Genomic DNA, 16252 nt, shown 5'->3' with positions numbered 1-16252 from the left:
TGCGCGATCTCGCAGCGCAGTCCGATCCGTTCAGTTTCCCGTAACGCTCGGCTTCTTCGTCGTCCGCTTGGCCGGTGAAGATCGGGTGGCCGGGGCGCTCGGCGGTGCCACGGCCACGCTGGTGTGAGAGTTGAGCGCCCGAACCCGGCCGATTACCTTCGTTGCCTGGCTGGTTCTCCGTAGACGTACAGTCCTGCGACCGTTCGGCGCGAGGTGGAACCAGGAGTCTTCGGGCTCGAAACCCTGCAGTTCGAGGGCAACGTATTGGGCGGAAGCATCCGTCGAGACGTCGACTACCCACTCTTCGTCGCCGACGTTGCGCGCCGTGGCGACAAGTCCGACCGACCGCTCGAGGGGCCGTGCCGGACTCCCCAGGAGGTGCACCACTTCGTCCACCATCTCTCCGTCTTCGTCTTCGAGTGTGACGGTGACGGCGTCGTATGTCCGCGCCCCGAACTGAAAGACGTGAGTGAGGTCGGTGAAACGGCCGACAAGGCTGTCCACGGACCAGGTCAGACTCGAGTGCGATTCCACCTTGACCGGTAGCGCGACGTCGACTGGGACGACACCTGACCGACTGTGCGCTCGAAACCTGATCTCGCCGACGACAGGTTCGGCAGTCTCGTTGATCGCGTCGAGCCTCAGTCCGTCCATACCGTCGTCCGTGACGAGGAGCGCGATCGGTTTGGCGCTCCTACGGAGCACGAACCACGGAGCCTTGGGGCTGCCGCTCCAATCGAGGACCCCCCATCCCGGCCCGGGCTCCAGGTCTCGCAGTGCGAGTGTCAAGGCGCCGTCGCACCGAGAATCCGGGCGACGCCAATAGCCGAGCGTCGAGGCGAACGCCTCACATACGGCTGCTCGCCCCAGGTCGAGATAGCGTTCCGGGTCGGACCACCGGACTTCACGAGCGTCTTCGCCGAAAAGCGCGTGGACGTAGTGATCCCGAACATCCTCGAAATCCCACGGCGATCCGTTGTCCCGCGGCACCGCGGCTTTCCATGCCGGGTGGTGCCCTGCGACGGCGAGCGAACCGAATTCGTTCTCGATCACGGCATTCGACGGTGGAATCGAAAATGCCAATGATTCGGTCGCAAAACGTACTCGCGCGCTGAGCACGTCGGCCAGTGGACGACGATAGGCACCCACCCCGAAGTAGTGAGCGACCCCGCTTCCGACATGCGTTGCCAATTGCTCTCCCCCGCGAGGCGCCGAGGGCGACGACGTCACGTATTCGAGTTCAGGTGCCACCGCTGAGATCAGCTCCGGCAGTCTCGAATGAATGAGCGGGATGTGTTGATCGACCAAGCCCAGCATGGTCGGCTGCTGTTCGGTCTCGCTGCCGCCGCAGAAGACTGCCAAAGCGGGATTTCCACGCACTCTGTGCAAGAACGCGGTGACCTCTGCTGCAACGAGTTCGAAGAATTCGTCGGTGTCGGGCGGATCAAGCGTCGCCAACATCATGTCCTGCCACACGAGAATGCCCAGTCGCGCGCATTCCTCCCAGAAGTGGTCGCTCTCGTAGACCATCGTCCCCGGGATTCGAATCATGTTCAGGCCCGCCTCAGCCAGGCGTTCCAAGACACGAGTGGTGCCGGCGTCGTCTTGAAGCGAGATCGGGTCGGTCGGCACCCACACCGAACCACGGCAGTACACCCGGATGCCGTTGACATTCAAACGGAATCCACCATCGGATCTGTCGGCCTCCACCGTCCGGAAGCCCACTGAACCGAGATGCTCGGAGACTCCGATCGTTTCTATCGTCACCGGATACGTGCGAGGAGCGCCATGAGTGTGCGGCCACCACAACTGCGCGTCCGGCACTTCGACGACGCCGGACACCTCGAGGAATCCGTCCGGTCCGGCAATTACAGCCAATTGTCGCGAGTGTTCGCCAACGCGCACGGTCACGTACTCCAGCGAGGCCGGCAATCCGGTGAGCCGAGCACTGACGGCAACGTGACCGGTTGTGCCGTCGACACTCGCGTGCTTGACAGCCGAGACTACGGCGGCAACTCCCTTGTCCAACAACCGGATACCCCGCCACGGTCCCACCGGTACCGGAACGCCACTGAATACGGGAGCCATACCGAGCATCGTGGTTCGGATCCACCGAAGACCCTGTTCACGAACCATCGACGAGCGCCAACGTCCTCGAGGACGCCTCGATCTCAGAATCGCGGACAGAGAATGAAAATGAATAGCGACCTGGACGCGTTTACCACCGCCGACTACGGCCGGAATGCTCACTTCCCCAGGCGTGAACATGGATTCAGTGGACGCGACATGGACGCCGCCGATCCAGACATCGGCAAACGCCGTCACACCGTCGAACTGGAGCAGCCACGACCCCTCACCGGTCGTGGCCACGGTAGTCACGAACCACCAGTCCGATGATGAAACCGACGACGATGAAACCGACGACGATGCAACGGACTTCGTGCGTCCGGCGTCCGTTTGCGCCGCCTGTATCGCACCAATGACTGTCCCAGGCACAGACGCTGCGACCCACTCGGTCACGGTTTCGAGGGCATCCGGATCAGATATGGATCCGGGTTCGGTTGCAGCGCATCGCCATATCGCGCCGGCCAGCAGGTCTGCTGACGAACGAGGCACTGTTAGACCAACCTCAAGTGTCGATGCGAGTCGACGCCGACTGTGTCGGCAACGACTTCCATCGCCCTCTTCCACGACACGGCCATCTCGTCGAGTTGTTCACGCGGGTCCACCGCGCGGCCCCTGGAGGCACGCGCCATCTGAAACTGCACGCTCTTGGCCCCGGACGCCACTTTTCGGAAATCTGGCGCAGCTTCGCCTGTCCCGGAGAAACCTGCAGTGTCCAAAAACTCGCTGGCGTCGGCTGCCAACTCCGCGCTGGCACCGCACTGACGAAGTAGCCCGAAGGACCAGAGGTGAAAGGCATCCATGCCCGCCCCCTGCACCCATTCGAGGTCGTCGATCACCCGGCGTCCCAGCTCTCGCACGGGATTACCCGCCGCTCGAACCGCTACGTTCCGCCGAGCCACTTCGGCAATGTTTCCGGCGTTGGTCGCGTGAACCGGATTCAACCTGATCTGTTCGACGTAGGGCACGAACGAAGGAAGTGAGGAACGATCGAGATCGAAGACACCGGAGAAATCGTCGCCTCGCAGCACGTAGTACCCGCTGTTGTGGAAGTATTCGAGCTCGCCGGCAACGCGATCGATCCGATTGGGCACGATCGTGGTCTTGGTGTGCCCCTCGTGATAACTCGTTCCAAGAGTGTCGGGAAGCCAGTATCCGTCGACTTCAACCGTCGACAGCATCCCAACCGCGAGGTTGTCCTCGACATGGATCAGCGGGGCCCGCCAGACGTTCATCTCGGCGACTTCGATTCCGTACAGCGCGTAGATGTCCTCGGCCTTGAGCTTGAGGAACGTCCACTGAGTCCCGTCGAACCGCGATGAGAAGGCACATGCCAGCGCCGGGACGGGGTCCAATCCCAGCGAATGCAACACTTCGATCCACAGATCCGTATAGCAGTTGGTCTGCGCCCACACCCGGTCGTCCTGGTGCAACGAATGGGGTTGGTAGCGATCAGGTGAAATGTCGATGAGCCGGGACATCAGATGCCCATTCGTTCGCGTACGGAGGTTGGCCACGCAGCCACATCAAGACCATGAGTCCGCAACAAGGACAACGCGATTCGCTCCATCCCGAAGCCGACGCACGAGCTGTGCGCCACCTCCCCCTCCGCCGTTCGGATGTCGAAGTTGACACCGAAATGGTCGAGATGGTTGTTCGAGGACACGATCGCCGTGCCCTCGTCGAGATCTCCGTAGAGCCGAACCGTCAGTTCCGTCTTGAGATTCTCTTCACGCTGGTTGGCTGCAAGCATCTTTCCGGCGCGTCCGAAGAAAGGATCATTGGCAATCACCGGGGTGGCGTCGAGTTCGAGCCGGCCGAGCACCTCGAGCCCCCGCTCGATCCAGTGCTCGCGATGCGCTCGCGCTGCCGCGGCGTCACCGATCGTCACGAACTCGTGCATCCGAAACGCTTGCATGCGAGCCGGATCGATCGCCGGTTCGTGCCGGAAGCAAAAACCGTAGATGTCCAGCAGCACCCCGCCTTCGGGGAGAACTCCGGTGTATCGCGCATAGGCAGGATGGCACGCTGCGGAGACGAGCATGGTCTCGGTCGGCTCGAGGTGGCGATCCCACGATTGTCCGTCGGCGCGATCGGCCAGCAGTCGCGCGTGATCGCGATTGGAACCAGCGAAGGTGTTGATGGCGCCGGTGAGGTTGGGAAACGAAGCGATGTAGTCGGTGCGCTCGAAACTGCTACGAGGGAACACCGGCGGGAACCGCAGCCGAGTCGCGGCGTCGCCTGGCCCCGCTGCAACCACCACTCGGTCGATACCGTCGACGATGTCCTCGAACACGCCGGAACGCCCGTAGAGTCCCGGTACCTCTGTCTCGACGAGTAGTCCTTCGACGAGCAGTTCGCGTTGAAATGCAGCCCGAGCCCGATCCAGATCGGTCTCGCCTGTCACAGTCTCGGTTGTCACATTCTCCGTCGTCATAGCGTTCCCCGGTATCCGATAGCCATGTGCGCTGAACCTGCCATGATTCGATCGTTGTTCACCATCACCGCTGCGCCGTGCGCGTCACGAAGGTGCCGACCGAGTGAAAATTCGGTGTCCTCGCGATATCCCGAGATGCCACAGATCAGCATTGTCTGCCCCACGATTTCCACCACCGCGGTGGAGGCTGTGACTTTCAGGTTGTTCATCGCGAGCGAAAAGCCCACCGCTCCCGTCGCCTCGAAATCGGCGGCGCCTTCCGCAGCGTGAACTGCGCGGTCGTACCTGCGTGCAGAGGCGTCGACGAGATCGGCGAATTGTTGTGCCGAAGCAGCAACTTCGGCGAGCCGCAGCGCTCCGGGGGAAGTGACTCCGGGCTGCTTGCGGGCGGCGGCACGCACGTACTTGCGTGCCTTCTCGACTGCAGCGTCGGCAATTCCCAACCACACCGAACTCCAGACGACGTGCGAGACCGGAAGCATCGTATGGGTGGAGATATCGGAATACGGTACGTCGGCGACCATCTCGGGCGTCGAGGTGGCCCGAAGGATGTAACCAAGACTGCAAGTTCCCCTGAGTCCCAGCGTGTTCCACTCGGTGGTGCGTTCGAGCGTCAGGTCTGGGGTACGACACACAACGAGAACCTGATCGTTCGGCTGACTCTCCGGGGTTCGCCGAGCCGTCACGACTATCGCGTCGGAGTGTTCGCCGTACGAAATGACAGGCGCGTTCTTGATCAACAGCAGATGACCGCCCAAGTCTTCGACCGCGCAGTAACTCCGGCTGACGTCACCACCGATTCCCAGCTCAGTGGTTGCCGATGCCAACAGCAGTTGCTTGTCGACCGTTTCTTCGACAAACCCGCGTAGCGCTTCGGTGTTGCCGTGCTTGACCAACGAGTAGATCTGCGTCTGATGCATCGCGAAGATCATTCCGCTTGCTGCACAGCGTGTTCCGATCACACGGGCGATCTGCGACACTTCCTGCAGCGAGAGTCCTTCGCCGCCTAGTTCCCTCGGCACAGCTACCGACAGCAGCCGTTCGCTTCGCATGGCGTCGACAGTTTCACGCGGAAACCTTGCCTCGGCATCGACTTCGTCGGCCCACACCGCTGCAACTTCGTCGGCCAACCGTGTGGCCCGCTCGAGGGCTGTCCCGGTGGCGCACTGCGATTGCGGAGCGTTCATGCAGCACCCAACTCCGTCAACGCACCCTCGATCGCCTTGACGCTTGCGAAGGTACTCTTCCGCAACAACTCGTCAGGAAACTCGATGTCGAACGAATCCTCCAGCGCCAACATGACATTCACGCTCGCGTGCGACGTCAAACCCAACTCGTAAAGATCGGCCTCTCCATCGATCGTGCTCACGTCGACTGCCAGTCGACCGTGCTCGACGAGCACTTTCCGAATTGCCTGATCAATCATCAGCGATGTCGTCCTTCTTTTCGATGCGAGCGCCCGAGCGTGTTGCGATCACCATTGCGATGGCCACGTCCGCTTCGTGCGAGATAGATACTTGAAAATCGTGCAGATCCTGGGCCCGCGCGAGTTCCGCGGCATTACCGGACAGCGTCACCCCACAGCCACCCCACTCGGCCCGAGTGATTTCGATGGAATTCCACGGAACGGGGACATCACCGGGCCGCAGTACCTTCACAACAGCCTCTTTGGCGGCGAAGCGTGCAGCCAATCGTTGATCCCGTGCCGGCCCGGCGCACGTCTGCAATTCGTGCGGGGTGAAGGTCCGATCGAGATACCTCCGCCCGAAGAGTTCGATACTTCGAGTGACATCCACGACGTTCACTACGTCACAGCCGATCCGCGGGCCGATATCGAGCATCGGCGTCGGCGCAGTGTCACCCATCTGTTGACTCCCCATCTGGGGTCGTACACGCCGGGCAGCCCCCTATGCTGCCCGGTGCGCCGACGCCGTCACCCTGCCCTGACAAACCTTCATTCTCAGCAATTCTTCAGCTACCGGTAGAACATACCGCAATCCGAAGATGATGGGCAAGATCAGACTTCCAGATTCCCATCAACACTATAAACATACTCTTAGTTTGTTTCGAATGCAGAACAAAGAGAACAATGTCGCTACCAGGACATTTGCAGCAAATTGACCAAAGGAGCAGTGCGGAGCGCCAGTGATTTCAGTGATCGCTGGCAAGGCGGCGGGCCGCGAATTGCCTGAAGTACTCCACTTTCGATTCCGGGACCACGATCGGGAGTATCAGGTTCCACGATGCCTTCATCGAGTCAGAAAGCTCACGAACGGTCCCGGTCGCGGCTGCCATCAGCCGAACTCCGGACGCCACTTCCAACAGGAAACGAGCGATGTCAGCAGAATCCGCGTCCGAACGCAGATCACCTTCGTCTGCCGCACGGCTGGCAAGTTCACGGTAAATATCGAGCCACACGTCCAGAGTCGCCGGCCCGGAGCCCCGATAGTCCCCGATCTCGACCAACAAGCGGAACGTCGCTCTAACCATGGCGTCATGCGCACCGATGTCGACGATGACCGACGAAATACCGATCAGCGACTCGAGTGCGGGAGTGCGACGGTCCAACCAGAGCTCACATTTTGCGTCGAAACGCGCCGAACCCTCGTCGATCACCGCCCGCGCGAGTTCTTCCTTGGACCCGAAATGGAAGTACAGCGCGCCTTTGGTCACCTGCGACTCGGCGATGATCTCGCTCAAGCTGGCATTGGCATAACCCAGGCGCAAGAACACACCCGCTGCTCCGCGCAGCACCGAATCACGGGTGGCTTCTGCCCGTTCTTGCCTCACCATCGATCCGGCCTCCAATCACCACACATCGAACGAATCCTTGGTCTTACCCGTTCACAGCGTCAAAATGGAAGGCACGGTTCGGCATTCAACCCACCCTGCAAACAAATGAGACATTTGCCCATCAAACGATCGTGATACAGCGAACACAGCTTAGACCGCGATCCATCTCTGCGCGGCAGGCGCGCCTGGTTAACCCTCCAATTGTGGGTCGGCTTCCAGATTCGTCAGCCCATTCCAACACAAATTCACAAGGTGAGCGGCGACAACTTCCTTCGACGGAGTCCGTTCGTCGAGCCACCAAGTAGCCGTAGTGGACACCATGCCGACAAGCGCCTGTGCGTACATCGTTGCTAGTCCGGGGTCGAAACCGCGTCTGGAGAAGTCCCCCGCAAGCAGGTAGCCCACCTGACTGATCGCATCGTTGAGCAAGCTCGAATACGTCCCACTGGGCGCGACGACGGACGAATCGCGCACGAGTATCCGAAATCCGTCAGTGTGCTCTTCTACGTAGGTGAGCAAAGCCAACGCAACCCGCTCGACTCGAACTCTCGAGCGATTTTGCGAGAGCGAAGACGTGATCATCTCGAGGAGTCGCGACATCTCCCGGTCCACTACTACGGCGTACAGCCCCTCCTTGCCGCCGAAGTGCTCGTACACGACCGGCTTGGACACGTTTGCTCGCTGGGCGATCTCCTCGATCGAGGTCGCTTCGTATCCCCGTTCGGCGAACAATGCCCGCCCGATCTCGATCAGTTGTTGCCGACGTTGGGTACCGGTCATCCGGATCCGTGTCACTCGTTCGGGAACTGGATCCCCGCCACCCGAACCGGACACCGCCGCCATTGTCTTCCTCTCGCCGACACACAAATTACTGCTGTGGACGCTCAGCCTATCGGGACTTCGGGGACCCAATCAGAGGAGCGGTTCGACCTACGGCGGGTCGGCATGCGATTATTCTTGCGCGCGTTCGGCCGCAAGGCTCGGCAATGCGTGGCAATCCGCCGTGGTGTAATGGCAGCACCTCTGATTTTGGTTCAGATAGTTCAGGTTCGAGTCCTGGCGGCGGAGCTGGTGAACAACATGCATTTTCCGAGCGGAAATGCGTGTCTTGATCGACAGTTTGATCGACAGTTTGATCGACAGAGGGAGCTCAAACCAGTGCAGACCGCCGTGATCGTTCTCGCAGCGGGTGCCGGTACACGAATGAAGTCGAAGACTCCCAAGGTCCTCCACACTCTTGCCGGACGCAGCATGCTGGCACATTCGCTTCACGCGGCAACCTCACTGAACCCCACGCACCTGGTTACCGTCGTCGGTCACGATCGTGAGCGTGTCACCGAAGCAGTCAACGCAGTCGCGGGTGAACTGGGCCGGCCCGTCACCGTCGCCGTTCAGGACGAGCAGAAGGGCACCGGGCACGCCGTCAGTTGCGGACTCGAGGGTCTGCCGGCCGACTTCGCCGGAACCGTACTCGTGACGGCCGCCGACGTGCCGTTGCTCGACGGCAAGACCATCGCAGACCTCCTCGCTCAGCACACTGCCGCTCCCGCGGCCGCGGTCACGGTGTTGACGTCGACCGCCCTCGACCCCACCGGCTACGGACGGATCCTTCGCACGACGGACGGCGAAGTCAACGCCATCGTCGAAGAGAAGGAAGCCACCGATTCGCAGCGCTCGATCACCGAGGTCAATTCAGGTGTCTACGCCTTCGACTTCGAGACTCTGCGCGATGCGCTGGCGTCTCTCGACTCCAACAACGCACAGCACGAGTTCTATCTCACCGATGTGATCATGATCGCCCGTCGCGCAGGCAAGCGTGTTCGCGCGCAGCACATCGCGGATTCGGTTCTCGTCGCGGGCGCCAACGACCGCGTGCAGCTCTCGACGCTCGCCCGCGAGATGAACCGTCGGATCCTCGAGACGTGGATGCGTGCCGGCGTCACCGTCGTCGATCCGGCGAGCACGTGGATCGATTGCGGCGTGCACATCGCACAGGACGTGACGCTCCTGCCCGGAGTTCAGTTGACCGGCACAACGTCGGTGGGCGAGGACGCCGTGATCGGCCCCGACACCACCTTGGACAACGTGAGCGTCGGGGAGCGCGCGCAAGTCGTCCGCTCCCACGGGACCGACTCCGTGATCGGAGCCGACGCGACCGTCGGTCCTTTCGCCTACCTGCGGCCGGCTACACGCCTCGGTGACCACGGGAAGATCGGCGCATACGTGGAAACGAAGAACGCGGACATCGGCGAGCATTCGAAGATTCCGCATCTTACCTACGTCGGCGACGCCACCATCGGCCATCACAGCAACATCGGGGCTTCGAGCGTCTTCGTCAATTACGACGGCGTGAACAAGAGCCGTACTGTGGTGGGGTCGCATGTGCGAACCGGCTCCGACACGATGTTCGTCGCCCCGCTCACCGTTGGTGACGGCGCATACACCGGGGCCGGAACCGTTCTGCGAAACGACGTACCGCCAGGGGCGCTTGCCGTCTCGGGTGGTTTGCAGCGCAACATCGAGGGCTGGGTTCAGAAGAATCGTCCCGGCACGCCCGCGGCCGATGCTGCAGCAGCAGCACAACCTGACGGCCCTGCAACAACCTGACAGCCCTGCAACAACCTGACAGCACAGATCACCACCAGATCGACCGGCAAGTACAAAAGGATGGCATGAACCAGTGACTGCGAATTGGATCGACAACCAGAAGAACCTGATGTTGTTCTCGGGTCGCGCACATCCCGAGTTGGCGGAGCAGGTGGCGAAGGAACTCGACATCCGCGTCACCCCGCAGACCGCGCGCGACTTCGCGAACGGTGAGATCTTCGTTCGATTCGAAGAGTCGGTTCGCGGCTCCGACGCGTTCGTCCTGCAGAGTCATCCGGCACCGCTGAACACGTGGGTGATGGAGCAGCTCATCATGATCGACGCTCTCAAGCGTGGATCGGCAAAGCGCATCACTGCCGTTCTTCCGTTCTACCCGTACGCCCGCCAGGACAAGAAGCACCGCGGACGCGAGCCGATCTCCGCTCGCCTGATCGCTGACCTGCTCAAGACCGCCGGCGCCGATCGCATCATCACGGTCGACCTGCATACCGATCAGATCCAGGGCTTTTTCGACGGCCCCGTCGATCACATGCACGCACACAGCCAGTTGGCCAACCATATTCGCGCGGGCTACAACCTCGAGAACATCACGGTGGTCTCCCCCGACTCGGGCCGCGTTCGCGTCGCCGAGAAATGGGCCGACTCGCTCGGCGGAGCGCCGCTGGCGTTCATTCACAAGACGCGCGACCCATTGGTACCCAACCAGGTCAAGTCCAACCGCGTCGTCGGTGATGTCGAAGGTCGCACCTGCATCCTGATCGACGACATGATCGACACCGGCGGAACCATCGCCGGCGCGGTCAAGGTACTCAAGGAGGCCGGAGCGGGTGACGTCGTCATCGCTGCAACCCACGGCGTCCTCTCCGACCCTGCTGCCGAGCGTCTGTCGACGTGTGGCGCAAAGGAAGTTGTTGTCACCAATACACTTCCGATCGACGAGTCGAAGAAGTTCCCGACGCTGACGGTGCTGTCCATCGCACCGCTGCTGGCTCGCACCATCAAGGAAGTTTTCGAGAACGGTTCTGTGACTTCGCTGTTCAACGGCAGCGCCTAGTCTCACGCTGTTCTACGGGCGCGTACCTGTGACTTCACGGTCACTGGTACGCGCCCGTCGTCGTCTTCGTGAACACCACAGAAACAGACCACCCGGTCATCATGAAACCACCTGTGGGACACACGAATACCACCGAATACGGCATTCAGCATGATCTTGATCACGCCCACGACCAGAAACCCAGGTCGATGTTGGGGCGGTGTTCACCGCGCCGCAATCTTCGCCTAGTGTGGCTCGTCGTGATCGACGCGCAAACCCTGGAATCCCGGCCCGAATCTCATTCCCTGAATTCATCAGTTCCGACGATCCGGCGGTGGCGCCCAGGATCTTGTGTCTGGTGCGGAGACGACAACTCCGTGGACATGTTCCGCAACGAACCCCGCTGTGGAAAATGTCGTGAAAACGAAGGCATCATCGACGACGCGAAGCGCTTCCTCGGTATGTACGGTCTGCGCCCGCTCGGCGGCACGCTGCAGTCCGACGACGACGAAGAGCGCGAGTACCGCGTCAACGCTCGCGAGGCTCGCCGAGTTCTGAACGAGATCCGTATGGACGTCCTTCCCGATGCGGCCGCCGTTCGCAAGGCAATTCGGCCCCGTGCCGCAACGGTTGTCGCCGACACGTCACCCGCACGGGCTTCCCGCCCCGCCAGCACGGGCACAGCGACGCGCGTTGCCGCTCCGGTCAAGACGGACACCGTGGACATCGACACGCTCCAGGCTCGCGTCCTAGGGCTTCTCGATCAGCTCGGTTCGATCGACGAGCAGATCAAGGTCGCCGAACTCGCACAAGGGTTGCCGGCGCGCGCGCGACTGAGCGATCTCAACAAGCAGAAGGCCACGGTTCTTCGCACGCTGGCCGCTCTCGAGAAGGCTCGCATCGCCGCCTCCAACTAATTCTCCTCGCGTCCGTCCCACGGCCCCGTCTCCCTTGCGAGACGGGGCCGTTCTGTATGAGCAGGTACCTTTACGAATCGTGAATGACATCACCATCACCTTTGTCGTGCTTGCACTGGTCGTGGCGCTGTTCGTGATCGGCCGAATCCCGGTCGGCATCATCGCGATCGGCACTGCCCTGGCGCTCTACGCCACCGGTGTCATCACGATGGAGCAGGCGCTTGCCGGATTCGGCGATCCCACGGTGGTGTTCATCGCCGCGCTCTTCGTCGTCAGCGAAGCCCTCGACGCCACCGGTGTCACCACGTGGGCGGGCGAGAAACTACTGGCGAAAGTCGGCGAATCCCGTGTCCGCCTCTTGAGTGCGATCATGTTGCTGGTTGCCGCGTTGACCGCATTGATCAGCGTCAACGGAGCCGTGGCCGCGCTGGTGCCGATGGTGGTCGTCTTGGCAGTGCGTCTCGGTAAGTCGACGTCACAACTGCTTCTGCCGTTGGCATTTGCCGCCCATGCCGGTTCGATGCTCACCTTGACCGGAACACCGGTCAACATCATCGTTTCCGAAGCCGCCGAGGAATCCGGGGCCGGTGCTTTCGGGTTCTTCAGTTTCACCTTGGTCGGTGCGCCGCTCGTATTGGGAACGATCGCGATCGCCGTACTTCTCGGTCCTCACGTCCTCCCCCATCGTGCGGGGACGTCGATGTCGCCTGACCTGAGCCGGCATGCCAAGACCCTCGCGAAGCAGTATCAGTTGATGGGCAAGGATGCGCCGTCCGCAGAGCCCTTGATCACCAAGCACGACGGTGTGGTCGAAGTGATAATCCCGCCGCGCTCGGAAATGATCGGCGACAGGGCTTTTCCCGGCATGGTGACCGACAGTGGCGATCTGGTGATCCTCGCGGTCCAGCGTGCCGGTGAGGACTGCGGCCCGAAGGGCGTCAAGTTGGCGGCAGGTGACACGCTCCTCCTGCAAGGCAGCTGGGACGATCTCGACACGCACACCGCGGTCGATCCGAATGTCCTCGTGGTCGACGCACCTGGTCAGATCCGTAAGCAGGCAGCGCCGTTGGGAACTCGCGCGGTCATCGCCCTCGTCGTCGTCGCGGCGATGGTCGTGTTGCTGACCTTCGGATTGGTGCCGTCGGCGATAGCCGGACTCCTCGCGGCGTGTGCAATGGTTTTGTTACGAGTGATCAGCGTGGAGCAAGCGCATCGGTCCATCTCGTGGACTACGTTGATCCTTGTCGGTGGAATGATCCCGCTCTCGACCGCGATCCAGCAGACCGGCGCAGCCGAGAAACTCGCTCATGCCTTCGTCGACGTCGTCGGTGGTGCAAGCCCGTATGTCGTCGTCGCCGGACTCTTCGTCGTGACGGCGACGCTGGGTCAGCTGATCAGCAACACCGCGACCGCGCTGATCATCACGCCGATCGCCATCTCGGTCGCCAGCGAACTCGATATCTCGGTGCTGCCCCTTCTGATGACGGTGACTGTCGCTGCCGCGGCCTCCTTCCTGACGCCCGTCGCCACTCCCGCGAACATGATGGTGATGGGACCTGGCGGATACAAGTTCGGCGACTACTGGAAGCTCGGACTCCCGATGTTGTTGTGGTTCCTGGTAGTTGCGACGGTGTTGATCCCAGTGATCTGGAGTTTCTGATGTGCTCGCCGAAGGTGTTGTCGGAGGTCTACGAATCGATCGGACGAGAGGGCAGGAAAGTCAGCCGACGATCGATGTTCGCGGCGCTCGGCACTACTGCGCTCGGCGCGACCGTCGTGGCTGGCGCGGTGCAGCCCACTGCGTCGGCAGCGCCATCGGGTCGGACCATCGTCGATCTGACCCATGTACTGACGCCGGATTTCCCGGTGTGGCCGGGCGCGCGCTCGTTCGAGATGAGGAACCTGGCGAAGATCGCCGACGCCGGCGGATCTCTGGGCTCGCTCGGGTCCGCTGGTTTCGGCGGAAACTTCTACCTCAACGAACTCCGCCTCGAGGAACACACCGGTACGCACATCGACGCGCCTGCGCACGCCAGTGCGGACGGAATCACCGTCGAGAAGATTCCGGTCGCCGACCTCGTCGTACCGATTGCGGTCGTCGATATCAGCGCCCGAGCCGCCGTCGACCCTGACTCGTTGCTCACCCTCCAGGACATCCTCGATTGGGAAGCCGCCCACGGGACGATCTCTCCTCGCAGCCTGGTGGCGATGAACTCGGGCTGGGATACCCGGGCCGGTGCCGGCGGAGCCTTCACGAATCGAGATGTACACGGCGTGCAACACACTCCGGGATTCGCCCCCGAAGCGATCGACTTTCTCGTCCGCGAGCGCGACATAGTGGCCGTGGGTTCGGACACCCTCAGCATCGACGCGGGCCGAAGCACCACCCACGGGGCTCACCGAAGCGCTTTGGGCTCAGGAAAGTACGCAGTCGAAGCCCTCGCAAATCTGTCCGCACTTCCGGCCGTCGGCGCCACGGTGATGGTGGGAGCGCCGACGCATGCGGGTGGTTCGGGTGGTCCGTGCCGGGTCATCGCCTGGTATTGAAGATCAGGGCGTTGGCGTCACCCGCAGCACCTTGTCGCCTGCTCCGTTGTCGGTGGTCACCAGGAGCGAGCCGTCCGGCGTCGGAGTCACCGAGCGCAAGCGCCCGAACTGGTTCACCAATCCGAAGGTCTGCGCGTCGACCGAGCGTCCGTCGGCACTGAGGCGGAGGAAGATCAGTTCCTTGCTCTTGAGACCACCCATTACGAGCGCACCGTCCCAGGCACCCCACGCGGCTCCGCCCGTGAAGGCAGCGCTGGCGGTAGCCAACGTGGAGCTACCCGAACGCCACACCGCCGCAATTGCTCCCGGCACTCGCACCGGATCGGTCATCGGCACGGATTCGTCGTACGTTCCGGGAAGCCGATCCGGGCGGTAGCCGTAATTTCCGCCGGGGGTAAGCAGGTTGACTTCGTCGTCGACGCTTGTGCCCTGTTCAACCGAGTAGACCCGGCCGGTTCCAGGTTGCACGGCCAAGCCTTGGACGTTGCGATGCCCGAGCGTGTAGACGGGGCTGCCTGCATTCGGATTCCCCGCTGCTGGAGATCCGTCGGCGTTGATGTGCAAGACCTTGCCGCCCAGCGAATTCGGATCCTGCGGAACGCTCGGCGTCGCGGTGTCACCCGTCCCGACGAACAGCGTTCCGTCCTGGGCCGCCAGAATTCGGCAACCCCCGTGACGCCCGGACGAGACCGGGATTCCTGGCAATACGGTTCCGGTTCGAGTGAGGGCGGTCCATCCGGCGTCGACGGTCCACGAGATCACTCGAACGTCCGTGACTCCCCCAGCGCTGAATCCCTGGCAGGTGTAGAGGGTGCGCGACTGAGCGAAGTCACGGGCAAGCGCGATGCCCATGAGCCCGGTTTCGGACTGAGCGTAGAGATCCGAAAGGTCAGCAGAGACTGGACCTGTCGTGTTGTCGCCTCGGCGAACGAAGAATCCGCCGGACCGTTGTCCCGTCAGGATCGCGCCGTCCGGGGCTGCCACGACGTCCCAGGGGTGGTCGAGTCCGTCGACGAGTGTGGTGACCGACAGCTGCGGGAGGGTGTTCTCGATGGGGATGTCCGGGTCGTCACCGCCCAGCGATCCGGTGCTTCCGTTGCCGAAACTGCCGGGGTCGAAGGGGAAGGGTTGAGCCACGCTCTGCGTTACCGGCATCACCAGTACTGCAGTCAGGGCCACGGTCAATGCGGCGAGCTTCGGATGACGCACGCGTTCTCCTCGGGTCGGAAACCGTTCTGCGCCTCACTATAAACAGACAAACACCATTTTTCGGGCCCTCTCGCTATACCCGCAGGCCACAGGAGAAACGAAACCCCTTCAGAAGTCGGCAAACTCCGGCAAGGCGTTCGCCAGTGGGGACGCGTTGCGTCTTGATGCAGATCGTGCCTTCCGCCAGCCGGGCACACTCCAGTCCAGGAGGTATTCAAGATCCGCTTCCACTCCCCTGTCCCGAAGTCCGAAACGTCGTTCCAGCGCATCGTCGTCCGTCAAATGCAGTCTCGCCGCGTCGGGCACTCTCAGTTCGGGATCACAGAATGGGCCTACGGGCGCGGTAACCGTCCGTCGTCCTGAGGGATCTTTCCACTCCAGAAGACCACCTCCGATTTGCTTCACTGTCCACCTGCCAAACGTCTTCATTCGGTGATGTTTTCGACACAGACAGGCCAAGTTCCGTTCTGCAGTAGGCCCTCCCTGAGCGGGGTTGCCGTGATCGAACGGCACCGTGTGATCGATATCGCAACTATCAGAACGCACAACACAATTCGGAAAGCGGCACGTGCCGTCTCGCGTCCT

Annotated in this window: 14 protein-coding genes and 1 tRNA gene; 6 read left to right on the top strand and 9 right to left on the bottom strand. The window is 62.0% G+C overall.

The window, feature by feature from the left end; genetic code table 11:
* Nucleotides 1-30: 30 nt before the first annotated feature.
* The 8 genes from FEZ59_RS19545 to FEZ59_RS19510 all read right to left on the bottom strand — a co-directional run bounded on the left by FEZ59_RS19545 (nucleotide 31) and on the right by FEZ59_RS19510 (nucleotide 8197).
* Nucleotides 31-2616: a glycosyl hydrolase gene (locus FEZ59_RS19545; RefSeq protein ID WP_134999509.1), complete on the bottom strand. Its 2586-nt coding sequence runs from the start codon at nucleotides 2614-2616 to the stop codon at nucleotides 31-33.
* Between the two features lie 2 nt (nucleotides 2617-2618).
* Nucleotides 2619-3605, bottom strand: coding sequence for a DUF1839 family protein (locus FEZ59_RS19540; RefSeq protein ID WP_021345086.1), 987 nt, complete (start codon nucleotides 3603-3605; stop codon nucleotides 2619-2621).
* Entirely contained in the window at nucleotides 3605-4561 is a 957-nt protein-coding gene (locus FEZ59_RS19535) for an amino acid--[acyl-carrier-protein] ligase (protein WP_031333718.1), read from the bottom strand. Before FEZ59_RS19535 ends, FEZ59_RS19540 begins: the two co-directional genes overlap by 1 nt.
* Entirely contained in the window at nucleotides 4558-5748 is a 1191-nt protein-coding gene (locus tag FEZ59_RS19530; protein ID WP_042952515.1) for an acyl-CoA dehydrogenase family protein, read from the bottom strand. Before FEZ59_RS19530 ends, FEZ59_RS19535 begins: the two co-directional genes overlap by 4 nt.
* The gene (locus FEZ59_RS19525) at nucleotides 5745-5987 is read right to left on the bottom strand and encodes an acyl carrier protein (protein ID WP_003946296.1); all 243 of its coding nucleotides are present in this window, start codon (nucleotides 5985-5987) and stop codon (nucleotides 5745-5747) included. The genes FEZ59_RS19530 and FEZ59_RS19525 overlap by 4 nt, the downstream gene beginning before the upstream one ends.
* Nucleotides 5980-6426: a holo-ACP synthase gene (locus tag FEZ59_RS19520; RefSeq protein ID WP_020970291.1), complete on the bottom strand. Its 447-nt coding sequence runs from the start codon at nucleotides 6424-6426 to the stop codon at nucleotides 5980-5982. Before FEZ59_RS19520 ends, FEZ59_RS19525 begins: the two co-directional genes overlap by 8 nt.
* A gap of 286 nt (nucleotides 6427-6712) precedes the next feature.
* Nucleotides 6713-7354: a ScbR family autoregulator-binding transcription factor gene (locus FEZ59_RS19515; protein WP_003946317.1), complete on the bottom strand. Its 642-nt coding sequence runs from the start codon at nucleotides 7352-7354 to the stop codon at nucleotides 6713-6715.
* Between the two features lie 189 nt (nucleotides 7355-7543).
* On the bottom strand, nucleotides 7544-8197 hold the full coding sequence (locus FEZ59_RS19510; RefSeq protein ID WP_019744652.1) for a TetR/AcrR family transcriptional regulator: 654 nt from the start codon (nucleotides 8195-8197) through the stop codon (nucleotides 7544-7546).
* Nucleotides 8198-8351: 154 nt separating this feature from the next.
* On the opposite strand from FEZ59_RS19510, the gene FEZ59_RS19505 reads away from it, so the two are divergent.
* The 6 genes from FEZ59_RS19505 to FEZ59_RS19480 all read left to right on the top strand — a co-directional run bounded on the left by FEZ59_RS19505 (nucleotide 8352) and on the right by FEZ59_RS19480 (nucleotide 14458).
* Nucleotides 8352-8422, top strand: a tRNA-Gln gene (locus FEZ59_RS19505).
* 90 nt (nucleotides 8423-8512) lie between these two features.
* Entirely contained in the window at nucleotides 8513-9961 is a 1449-nt protein-coding gene (gene glmU, locus FEZ59_RS19500) for a bifunctional UDP-N-acetylglucosamine diphosphorylase/glucosamine-1-phosphate N-acetyltransferase GlmU (RefSeq protein WP_080909203.1), read from the top strand.
* A gap of 73 nt (nucleotides 9962-10034) precedes the next feature.
* Nucleotides 10035-11015: a ribose-phosphate diphosphokinase gene (locus FEZ59_RS19495; protein WP_019744654.1), complete on the top strand. Its 981-nt coding sequence runs from the start codon at nucleotides 10035-10037 to the stop codon at nucleotides 11013-11015.
* Nucleotides 11016-11254: 239 nt separating this feature from the next.
* On the top strand, nucleotides 11255-11911 hold the full coding sequence (locus tag FEZ59_RS19490; protein WP_024487329.1) for a hypothetical protein: 657 nt from the start codon (nucleotides 11255-11257) through the stop codon (nucleotides 11909-11911).
* 79 nt (nucleotides 11912-11990) lie between these two features.
* Entirely contained in the window at nucleotides 11991-13571 is a 1581-nt protein-coding gene (locus tag FEZ59_RS19485; RefSeq protein WP_021345090.1) for an SLC13 family permease, read from the top strand.
* Nucleotides 13571-14458, top strand: coding sequence for a cyclase family protein (locus tag FEZ59_RS19480; protein WP_172933062.1), 888 nt, complete (start codon nucleotides 13571-13573; stop codon nucleotides 14456-14458). The genes FEZ59_RS19485 and FEZ59_RS19480 overlap by 1 nt, the downstream gene beginning before the upstream one ends.
* A 3-nt stretch (nucleotides 14459-14461) precedes the next feature.
* Here FEZ59_RS19480 and FEZ59_RS19475 read toward each other — a convergent pair whose 3' ends face one another.
* On the bottom strand, nucleotides 14462-15667 hold the full coding sequence (locus tag FEZ59_RS19475) for a PQQ-dependent sugar dehydrogenase (RefSeq protein ID WP_020908570.1): 1206 nt from the start codon (nucleotides 15665-15667) through the stop codon (nucleotides 14462-14464).
* Nucleotides 15668-16252 lie beyond the last annotated feature (585 nt).

It is taken from the genome of Rhodococcus sp. MS13 (genome assembly GCF_013277835.1).
Classification (GTDB): Bacteria; Actinomycetota; Actinomycetes; order Mycobacteriales; family Mycobacteriaceae; genus Rhodococcus_F; species Rhodococcus_F erythropolis.
Note: the sequence above shows the minus strand (reverse complement) of the source record. Positions and strands in the feature narration are given on the sequence as shown.